Annotated in this window: 10 protein-coding genes; 8 read left to right on the forward strand and 2 right to left on the reverse strand. The window is 57.2% G+C overall.

Going from position 1 to position 10,139, the window contains the following annotated elements; all coding sequences use genetic code 11:
- Positions 1-249 carry a hypothetical protein gene (locus tag KYK14_RS11975; RefSeq protein ID WP_185282874.1) on the forward strand — a complete coding sequence of 83 codons (249 nt, stop codon included), beginning with the start codon at positions 1-3 and terminating at the stop codon, positions 247-249.
- A 125-nt stretch (positions 250-374) separates the two neighbouring features.
- Complete coding sequence (locus KYK14_RS11980) at positions 375-1,190, forward strand: universal stress protein (protein ID WP_219159076.1); 816 nt, start codon at positions 375-377, stop codon at positions 1,188-1,190.
- A gap of 24 nt (positions 1,191-1,214) precedes the next feature.
- On the opposite strand, the gene KYK14_RS11985 is transcribed toward KYK14_RS11980, so the two are convergent.
- Positions 1,215-3,311: a TonB-dependent receptor family protein gene (locus KYK14_RS11985; protein WP_219159077.1), complete on the reverse strand. Its 2,097-nt coding sequence runs from the start codon at positions 3,309-3,311 to the stop codon at positions 1,215-1,217.
- Between the two features lie 167 nt (positions 3,312-3,478).
- Here KYK14_RS11985 and KYK14_RS11990 point away from each other — a divergent pair, with 167 nt between their 5' ends.
- A complete protein-coding gene (locus KYK14_RS11990) occupies positions 3,479-4,567 on the forward strand; it encodes an acyltransferase family protein (protein WP_219159079.1) in 1,089 nt (362 codons plus the stop codon).
- 129 nt (positions 4,568-4,696) lie between these two features.
- On the opposite strand, the gene KYK14_RS11995 is transcribed toward KYK14_RS11990, so the two are convergent.
- A complete protein-coding gene (locus KYK14_RS11995; protein WP_343217094.1) occupies positions 4,697-5,608 on the reverse strand; it encodes an alpha/beta fold hydrolase in 912 nt (303 codons plus the stop codon).
- A 65-nt stretch (positions 5,609-5,673) separates the two neighbouring features.
- On the opposite strand from KYK14_RS11995, the gene KYK14_RS12000 reads away from it, so the two are divergent.
- The 5 genes from KYK14_RS12000 to KYK14_RS12020 all read left to right on the forward strand — a co-directional run bounded on the left by KYK14_RS12000 (position 5,674) and on the right by KYK14_RS12020 (position 9,932).
- Positions 5,674-5,955: a hypothetical protein gene (locus KYK14_RS12000; protein WP_219159081.1), complete on the forward strand. Its 282-nt coding sequence runs from the start codon at positions 5,674-5,676 to the stop codon at positions 5,953-5,955.
- A gap of 60 nt (positions 5,956-6,015) precedes the next feature.
- Positions 6,016-6,558 (forward strand): hypothetical protein, encoded by a 543-nt coding sequence (locus KYK14_RS12005; RefSeq protein WP_219159083.1) that lies wholly within the window; start codon positions 6,016-6,018, stop codon positions 6,556-6,558.
- Between the two features lie 72 nt (positions 6,559-6,630).
- Positions 6,631-7,824, forward strand: a complete 1,194-nt coding sequence (locus tag KYK14_RS12010) for a PQQ-dependent sugar dehydrogenase (RefSeq protein ID WP_219159085.1) — start codon at positions 6,631-6,633, stop codon at positions 7,822-7,824.
- Between the two features lie 202 nt (positions 7,825-8,026).
- Positions 8,027-9,313 carry a dicarboxylate/amino acid:cation symporter gene (locus KYK14_RS12015; protein WP_219159087.1) on the forward strand — a complete coding sequence of 429 codons (1,287 nt, stop codon included), beginning with the start codon at positions 8,027-8,029 and terminating at the stop codon, positions 9,311-9,313.
- A gap of 70 nt (positions 9,314-9,383) precedes the next feature.
- A complete protein-coding gene (locus KYK14_RS12020; RefSeq protein ID WP_219159089.1) occupies positions 9,384-9,932 on the forward strand; it encodes a hypothetical protein in 549 nt (182 codons plus the stop codon).
- The last annotated feature ends 207 nt before the right edge of the window (positions 9,933-10,139 follow it).

Raw genomic sequence — 10,139 nt, forward strand, 5'->3', positions numbered from 1 at the left:
ATGGCTGATTCAGCAAACAACATCTCCGACAACCAACCCATGTCTGAGGAGCAGCGCAAGCACCACGAAGAACTGTATTCCTATAAAAAGGACGAAGAAGGTACGCTTGACACCTCCGACATGTTGGACGAAGCCTCCAATGGCCTACCTGATACGCCCACAGCCGGCCCCGACTCCGATACCAGCAGCCAAACCGACGAGCTGATGAACCCTGGCTTCAACAACCCCATTGACGACAACAACCGCTAAGCGGCAGTTCGTATGGCGTAAGCCCGCTCTTCCGTTTCGTTGGAGAGCGGGCTTTTGCATTGCTACCCAATGGCTGCTCGCCGCTTGGGTTTGTGTTGTTTTACAGAACTTAACTTCAGTGCCCAATGCATCTGCTTGTTCTAACTGATTTCTCGCCCGCCGCCGACCACGCGCTAGCCTATGCCGACGCGTTGGCTGTGCAACTACGCGCTACCATCGTATTGCTGCACGTGCAGCGCACGTCGCTTTTCGACCCAGAGGCCCTTACGGGTAGCTTGTCGCCGCTGAGTGAGGGTGAAATTGCCACGGCCCTGTTACAGCGACGCGATAAGCTGTCGGTTCCAGTTATTACGGAGGCTACCGTGGCCCGTGTGGCCGAGGCTGCGGACGCCGGCGTGCGGCGCTATCAGCCGGCCTTGCTGCTGTTGGGTAGGCCCGCTGCCACCAAAGGCTCGCCGGAAGTAGTAGCGCAGACTACAGCCCTCAAACTGCTGGGGCATTTGCCTTGCCCCTTGCTGGTAGTGCCCGAAAGCGCTCCTATCCCCATGCCGCCGCAGTGCGTTGCCATTGCCGCCGACAATCAGCCGTTTTCCTTGCTCCCGCAGGCAAACGCTATGGTAGCCTGGCTACACCAGCTGCCTTCTCGCTTTACGATCCTACACGTAGCCGAGCCGGAGGACAACGACAGCACTGCTGTAGCATGCCAGCACGTGCTGGACAGCGGCTTGTTGCCCACCGATTCGCAGCCGCACCACCATGGCGTGCGCCACATATCCATAGCCGATGGCATTGCGCAGGGTGCGAAGGAAATCGAAGCGGACCTACTGGTTGCGCAGGTGCATCGGCACACGTGGCTGGGCGACTTGTTCCACCACAGCGTCACGGCCAGGCTGGTGCAGCGGGCTACCCTGCCAGTACTACTACTCCCCATCAACGACTAGTTTCACTATTTGCCTGTCTCAATCTTACCAGCGCCAGCCTACCGTGGCGCCGCCGTACCAGTTGCGGCCATTAGCGGGTTGGAAGTAACGACCACCAAACGCATTCAGGTCGTTGCCGAGGCTGTAATTGCGGTCGGTGAGGTTGTTGACGCCTGCAAACACATCCATTTCCAGGCGGTCCAGTAAGGTGCGGCGCCAGCCGGCGCGGCTACCGAAGGTCCAGTAGCCGGCAGCATACTCCGTATTAGCATCGTTGAGAGGTGAGCGGGCCTGGTGATTAACGGTGGGGTAGAGATAAAAACCCAACTCCGAAGTAGCATCCAAGCCAGCGGTGAGCGTGTGCGGCGCGGTACCGGTGAGGCGGTTGCCACTGAAATCGTTGCCGCCCGACTCGTACGTGCCGAAGCGGTAGCGCTGGTAGGCGTAGCTGGCCCAGGCGCGCACGCCAGTAGGTAGGGCAGTGGGCTGAGTGGCTACTGCCGCGCTACGCCACAACCAGCCGCTCACGGTGGCTTCTACCCCACGCTGCCGGGTGGTGCCGGCATTATAGAACACGCTCACGCCCTGGTCAGTGGTGCGCGTCACGATGGTTTGGTCCAGGTGGAAATCGTAGGCGGCTATGTCGAAGGTGAGCCGATCTTGCAGAAAGGAGCCGCGGGTACCTACCTCGTAGCTGGTGCCGCGCTCGGCCTGCAACTCCTGGTTCAAGGAGCCATCGGAGGTGCGGATGTCGTCGGTGGTGGGCGGGGCGTAGCCGGTGCTCACACTGCCGTACACCGACCACTGCGGCGTCAGCTGCTTCAGCAGGGCCACCCGCGGCGACACCTCCGGCCGGAAGGTGCGCGTCAGCTCGTAGCCGTCGGGGTTTGTGGTGGCGTCCGATACCCGCGCAATGCGGTAGCGCAGGCGGTTGTAGCTGGCGGCTACGGTCAGCAGAAAATCAGCGGGCAGCTCGTAATCAGCCTGCGCGAAGCCGAAGCCCGTAAGCGTGCGCACCTCGTCGTTGTAGCGCAGCGCCCCTACCCTACCCCGCAGGTTCTGGAAGCTGCGCCCATCCAGGAAACCCGTTTGCAGCTCGCCGCCCGCCGTGAGGCGGAGCGTGTGGCCGGCCAGCGCCGTGCGGTAGTTGAACGTAGTGCGTCCGCCGCCGCCTAACTGAGTATTGCGCTCATAGTCGGTAATAGCAGCCGTGCGAATGGCGCTACCAGTGGTATAGAGCGTGGTTTTATTGGAAAAGCGCTCCGTGAAGCGATACTCGTGCGAAACACCCAACAATGCCGTGCGCGAAGCATAAAAGGTATTCTGCGCTACCGAGCCCGCTGCGGTAGCCGTGCTGGGCCGCGCCTGCCGCGGGTCTTGCGCAAACTGCGCCCGCGTGAGGCCGCCAGGCAGTTCATAGTCGATATCCGTGTAGAGCACGTGCACGCCAATGGTTTGCTTGGCCGATGGCCGGAACTCACCATCCAGCGCCACTACGTCGCGGCGCAGGGCACTTTGCTGGCGGTAGCCATCGAGGGTCTGGCGCACGTACTGGGCTCGGATGGAGCTGGTGGCCGTACCGCTTTCGGCTACGGCCGCGTAGCGCCGCAACCCATAACTACCCGTAGTGAAACCCACCTGCGCCCGCGTGGTGCCTATTTCGGGCTGGCGGCTGCTGAGGAGGGCCACGCCACCGGTACCCGCGCCATACACGCTACCGGCCGGACCTTTCAGCACCTCTATGCGCCCAATGGTAGCGGCATCGAGCAAGTTGAGGGCCGTGCTACCAGTGGCATCCGTGAACGGAATATCGTTGTAGTACACCTTCACGTTGCGCACGCCGTAGGGCGAGCGGAGCGAGCTGCCACGGATGTTGAGCCGGTAGCTGGCCGTGGCGCGCTCCTCCAGCCGCACACCGGGTAGGGTGTTCACCGCCTCGGCCAGACTGGCTTCATTGAAACGGCCAATAACACGGGCATTTACCACGCCGACAGCAGCAGCCGTGCGGCGCAACGGCAGGTTCTGGCCATAGCCTACCACCGTGGCTTCGGGTAGCACGCGCACTGTATCAGAGGGCGTAGTTTGGGCGTGCAGAGTAGCAGGCAGCAGCAATAGCAGCGGTAACGAGTAGCGATGATACATCAGAAAGCAACAAAGTGTGTTGTGCCCAACGGGAAGTATCAAGTGTTTGTTTGGGCAATTTTATGCGTTGCGCACGCAGCCGGCCGATGCAGCAGATTTATAGTAGCTTGGTAGACCACACCCAGCGCTAGCTTTACTGCCCAGCTAAGCCCGTTCTTCTACCGATTATGCAATCAGCAACATCCTCCCCTACCCCTCTTGCCAGCAGGCCCCATTTGGAAATACTAGATGGCCTTCGAGGGGTAGCGGCCGTGGCCGTTGTGGTATTTCACTTCATGGAAATCATTATCCCTGATTCCACGAAAAACTTTATTGGACACGGTTATTTAGCCGTTGATTTCTTTTTCTGTTTATCAGGTTTTGTTATTGCGTATGCCTATGACAATAGAATTGAAGAAATGAGCTTTACGAAATTCTTCATGCTACGCCTTATTCGTCTGCACCCTTTAATACTTATTGGAACCGTTATAGGGTTAGTCGAATATTTTTTTGACCCCTTCGTCAGCCTATATGCTATTTATGGAGCTGGCAAAACCCTGTTATTAAGCATATCATCTGCCTTCCTTATTCCCTACCCACTTGTAAAAGATCGATATGCAAATATTTATCATTTAAATCCGCCTACCTGGTCTCTTTTATGGGAATATATCGCCAGCATTATTTACGCAACGCTACTTTTCAAGCTACGCAATAAGGCGTTGTGGGTTTTAATAATTTTTGCGGCCGGTGTGCTATTCTACACGGCGTATCATTTTAAAAATCTGGCCGCTGGCTGGAGCGGCGAAACTTTTTGGGGCGGCGGCGCCAGGGTATTTTTTTCTTTTCTGGCGGGTATGCTCGTCTATCGCTCGCAGTGGATACTATCGTCGCGCCTTGGACTGGGTAGCGCCAGTTTACTGTTGTTGCTTGCTCTTCTGTCCCCTTTTTCGAATCAATTGAATTGGATAACAGAGCCGCTTATCATTATTTTTTATTTTCCGTTTTTAATTTCCCTGGGGGCCGGCGCACAGTTATCAGACCGGCTTGCGGCGGTGTGCAAGTTTTCGGGCAATATTTCTTATCCGCTTTATATCGTTCACTACCCTTTTATATGGTTATTTTTCAGCTATATGGCAGCTCAAAAACCCAGCGCAGGCCAGTTAAGTATTCTCGTTCCGCTGGCTACTATAGCGCTGATTGTACTAGCTTACCTAACTTTAATTTGGCTAGATATTCCCATCCGACGGTATTTGAAACGCCGATTGGAAAAAGCGTAGTGAGTACCTGAGACCGTCTAAAAAGCCAGCCGGTGTAGCAACACCACATGTTGCGTCTCCGAATTGAACGATCAACATCAGCGATATAGCGACATCATATGTGTGTCGCTACATTGCGCTCTATACCGCTCATTCCAGACCCTTCAGCCCGTATTTTGCAAACGCCAGCACGTCTTGGTTGAACCTGTCTTTGTCTGTTAGGAACAGGCCGTGCGGGGCACCATCGTACTCCAAGTAGGCGGCTTGGGGCACATATTGCCACATCCGGCGCCCACCCGCTTTGGCCGCCGATAGCTCATCGTGGCTGCCGTGGATAACCAGGGTAGGAATGGGCACGGCCAAGCTTAGAAACGCTAAATCACGGCGAAAATCGGTGGTACCGAAGGCTGCAATGCAAGCTTCGGTGGCCCAGGGCGCGGCGCGTTGGCAGAGCTGCTGCATCCAATGCAGCGAGGCGCTACCGACGGAGGCGTGCAGCAAACCGCTGCTGTAGAACTGCCGGTTGTAGTCGCGCAGAAACGCGAAACGGTCGGCGCGGACGTGGGCAATTTCTTCCGCGCGGTCTTCCTCGCTCAGGCCCGCGGGGTTGGCATCATCCTGAAACAGGTAGGGCGTCACAGACGACACAAACACCACCTTCCCTACCCTGGCGCCCTGGTGGCGGTGCATGTAGCGCGCCACTTCGCCCCCGCCCATCGAAAAGCCTACCAGCGTCACGTTGTGCAGGTCCAGCGCATCGAGTACGGCTTTCAGATCGTCGGCAAACGTGTCGTAGTCGTAGCCGTCCCAGGGCTTGTCGGAGTAGCCGAAGCCGCGCCGGGAGTAGGCTACCACCCGCGCGCCGTGGCGGGGCAGTTCCAGTAACTGCTGCTCCCACATTTCGAGGCTGGCGGGGTAGCCGTGCAGCAGCACAATGGGCTCGCCCTCGCCCAAATCGACGTAATGCAGGCGGATAGGATGGTGTTGAGGGTCGTGGCCGACGGTCAGGAAGTTCATGTGGGCAGAGCGGAAGGTGATGTTGAGCTTGTGCGTACGGCCCAACGCGGGTAGCCGTTTCGTAGGCTTCGGTGGTTTTTGCGTAGCTTAGGCTCTATCCTACCTTCGATATGAAACAATACCTCACGCCCAAAGTGCTGGCTGCGCTGCAAAGCCTGCCCACCTCCGAAGCGCCTACCCCTACCACACTGGCCACCACGCCCGAGGAGCTGCACCAGCGCGCCACCCAGCTCGACCCTACCCTGGCCGAACTGACATTAGACGCTATTGAAGCTCAGCTCGCCGGTATTTATGACGATGATACCTGGACGCAGCAACAGCTGCCGCAAGTGCCCGAAGGGGTAGCACATCGGTATACGTATGTATATGTGAATCAAGAATTATTGGGATAAAACTCTCCGCATATATCTTATTTGTTATTTGTTATGTGGCGGTTGGCAGGGAGTATTTGCGTGTTGTGGCTGCTCTTGGTTGGCGCGGCAACGGGGCAGACTATCACGCCCAAAATCAGCATTAACCCGCTGTTGCATGTGGGGGAGCTTATTCCGCTGTCTGCCACGTTGGGCCTGGAAGTGGGGTGGAACAGTCGGTCATCTGTTCAACTGCTGGGAAGCTACCGGCACTTTCCGGCGCAGGATGCCGAGCCAAGCAGCGGCCCGAAAGTTTACCTCGACTACCGCCGGTACCTACACCCTCCGCAGCAGAATGTAGGTCTGTTTCTGAGTCCGTTTGTGGGAGTGGGTCACTTGCGGCTAGGCCTGGGCGACCTGCCGCCGCCCGGCGCTACCCAGCGGCGGCGCACCGAAGTGGAAACAGGTGCGCTATTGGGCCATCAGGCGTTGTTTTCGCGGTTGACTGCGGAAGTGTACGCTGGCCCAGCCTATCGCTGGCAGATCACTTCAGGCAGCTTCAATCAGTCCTCTTACTCAGATAAAAAGAGTTTTCTCTGGATACGGGCCGGCTTTACAGTTGGGGTCCGTCTCACGAAAGAGTAGTCCCCTTATAGGGTTTCGTAACCCTACCCTATGATCCGCAGTTGAATAGGACACAACCTTTCTTATTCAACGATGCACTTACTTCGTCATACCTTAACTGCTGCGGCGCTGGTTACTACGCTCACGGCGGCTGCCCAGAACGATTACCAAAAGTCGGTGAAGGCGTCTTACGACGGCCACATCTTCAAGCCCGAGCAAGTAGACCCCACCGATGCCCGCGTGGCGCAGTTGAAAGCGCCGCCTGGTTTCAAAATCACCAAGTTTGCGGATAAGCTGGAAAAGCCCCGGATGTTGGCCGTAGCCCCCAACGGCGACGTGTACGTATCGAACCGCGACAAAGGCACCGTTACGCTACTGCGCGACACCAACAAGGACGGCAAGGCCGACCAAACCAAGCAGGTGGCCCAGGCCGATAACCTGCACGGCCTAGCCATTAAAGACGGCAAGCTCTACGTGGCAGCCATCCGGGATTTGTACGTGGCCGATATTCAGAAAGATGGTTCGCTGAGCCCGTTGAAGCGCCTATACAACGACCTACCCGACGCCGGCCAGCACCCCAACCGCACCCTCAACTTCGCCCCCGACGGCACGCTCTACCTCTCGGTGGGTAGCACCTGCAACGCCTGCGACGAGAACAATAAGGAAAACGCGACCCTGCTGCAAGTGAAGACCGACGGCTCGGGCCGCACGGTATTCGCTCAAGGCTTGCGCAATACCATCGGCTTTGGCTGGCACCCGCGCACGGGGCAACTCTTCGGCTTCGACCACGGCATCGACTGGCTCGGCGACGAGCAGCAGCACGAGGAGCTGAACGAAATCAAGCAGGGCGGCAATTATGGCTGGCCGTTTGTGTTCGAAGATGGCAAAGCCAACCCCGCCGATGAGCCACCCGGCGGCCAGACCTATGAGCAATATGCAGCTAAAACCGTAAAACCCAAGCTCCTGTACAAGGCCCACTCGGCCCCACTGGGCATGGTGTTCTACAACGGCAAGCAGTTTCCGCAGGAATATCAAAACGACGCCATCGTGACCATGCACGGCTCCTGGAACCGCGCCGAGCCTTCGGGCTACAAGCTGGTGCGTGTGCACTTCAACCAGCAAGGTCAGCCCGAGAAGTTCGAGGATTTCGTAACCGGCTGGCTCGTAGACGGCGACAAGGCACAGTTTGGCCGCGTGTGCGGCATTGCCCAGCACGCTGACGGCTCTATTTTGGTGTCGGATGATGCCAATGGGGTGATTTACCGCGTGGCCTACGCGAAGAAGTAGGTATCACCTGCCTACCCTTCCAACTCTCACCTGTCATCCTGAGCGGAGCGAAGGACCTTCTCACGCTAGCACGACTTGCATTAGATAGTTGCTATCTGACGCAGGTCGTGCTAGCGTGAGAAGGTCCTTCGCTCCGCTCAGGATGTCAGGTGGTTTTGGTTTATACCCTACCCTACCGTCTGCTTTCGTAGCTTCGCGGGGCATGAAAAAACTCTCCCGCAACCTCACGTTTCAGGTTCTTACGGCCATTGTGCTGGGCATTCTGGTTGGCACGTTCTTTCCCGAGGTAGGCGCGGCAATGAAGCCCATCGGCGACACGTTCATCAACCTCATCAAGATGCTGATTGCCCCCATCATCTTCCTGACGGTGGTGCTGGGCATTGGCAACATCGGCGACCTGAAGAAGGTAGGGCGTGTGGGCGGCAAGGCTATTCTATATTTTGAAATCATCACCACGTTTGCGCTGGTGATTGGGGTAGGCGCAGCCAACCTAACCCAGCCTGGCCGCGGTATTGATACCACCACTGTAGCTGCCCAAGCCAGCCAAACGGCTGAGTACGCCGAAAAAGGCGCCAACATGGACTGGGTGAAATTCTTCACCCACATCGTGCCCGACAGCTTTGTGGGGGCTTTTGCCGAGAGCGACGTGCTGCAAGTATTGCTGATAGCCGTGCTGTTTGGGCTGGCGTTGAGCAAGGTAAAAGTGGACATCAGCGCGCCCGTTATCAGCATGTTCGAGAAGCTGAGTCAGATCTTTTTTGCGGTGCTGGGCCTGGTAATGAAGCTGGCGCCGCTGGGTGCCTTCGGCGGCATGGCCTTCACCATTGGTAAGTACGGCATTAGCACCCTCCTACCCCTGGCGAAGCTGATGCTGACCGTGTATGGCACTATGGCCCTGTTTATCTTCGGGGTGCTGGGGCTGGTGGCGTGGCGCTACAAATTCAGTATTCTGACGCTGCTGGCCTTCATCAAAGAAGAACTGCTGATTGTGCTGGGCACGTCGTCGTCGGAGTCGGCCCTACCCTTACTCATCGATAAGCTCGAAACCTTCGGCTGCTCGCGATCAGTGGCAGGTTTGGTAATTCCAACGGGCTATTCGTTCAACCTCGATGGCACCACTATCTATCTTTCCATCTCGGCCATTTTCCTGGCTCAAGCTTTCGGCATCGACCTTTCCCTGACCCAACAGCTCACCATCATCGGCATTCTGATGCTGACCAGCAAGGGCGCGGCGGGCGTCACCGGCTCGGGGTTTATTGTGCTGGCCTCTACTTTGGCCGCCACCAAGGTGATACCCGTGGAGGGCATGGCCTTGCTATTGGGCGTGGATCGGTTTATGTCGGAATCCAGGGCCATTACCAACATCATCGGCAACGCTGTGGCCACGGTGGTTATAGCCAAGAGCGAGAACGAGTTTGATGAGGAAAAGAACCGCTTGGCTTTGGCTGGTCGTATCAAGCCCGAGGCACAGGAAGTGGCAGAGGAGTAGGGGCGCGTTGCACGCGCCCGTCGTTGCTGATGTTATTAAATGACATTCGATAAAATAATCGGCTACCCCAATGCCTGCCCTACCCCCCGACCTACGCAAAGCTCTTTTCAACCTACCGCAAAAAGAAAAAGACCAGTTGCTGGCCCGCCTTGTAGCCCAGGATAGCGTGCTCACGGAGCAACTCAGCTACCGTTTACTCGAAGGCCCAGATGCCCTGGAGGAACGCCGCCACCGCCTGCGCCAACAGGTAGACGACCCCGTGCGCGGCTACCACCAAACCCCCAACGACCTGCTCCTGATTCTGCGGCAGCTCCAGGCCCGACTGGCCTACCATACCAAAATCACAGGCGATACCTACTGTGAAGTAGAGTTGAGTATCCGCCTGCTGCTGAACGTGTTTGCACACCAGCCTGAAAGTGTGGCACGCTTGCACGGTCCTACCCAGCCCCTTCTTCAACATCTGGCCCGTCGCACCCAAGAAGCCCTCAAACAAGCCCAGAAGCTTCACGAAGACTACCACGTGGAGCTGGCCGATAGCCTTAATGAGCTGCTGACACGGCTGTATCAATCGGCCGCCGCACCGCTGGCGCGCGAGTTGGGCGTGCCGTTGCAGTGGTGAAATGGTGAGCTTGTGAATTTACGAGATGGTAGAGTAGCACCTGTCATCCTGAGCGGAGCGAAAGACCTTGTGCCAGTTGAACGACTATTGTACTAACGACTTGTTCTACCGTGAGAAGGTCCTTCGCGCTGCTCAGGATGACAGACGCTCTCGCATTCACCATTTCACAAACGCACCACTTCCTAACTCTTCCGACCTAAAACCAGT

The sequence above is a fragment of the Hymenobacter profundi genome, from assembly GCF_019334315.1.
GTDB classification, from domain to species: Bacteria; Bacteroidota; Bacteroidia; order Cytophagales; family Hymenobacteraceae; genus Hymenobacter; species Hymenobacter profundi.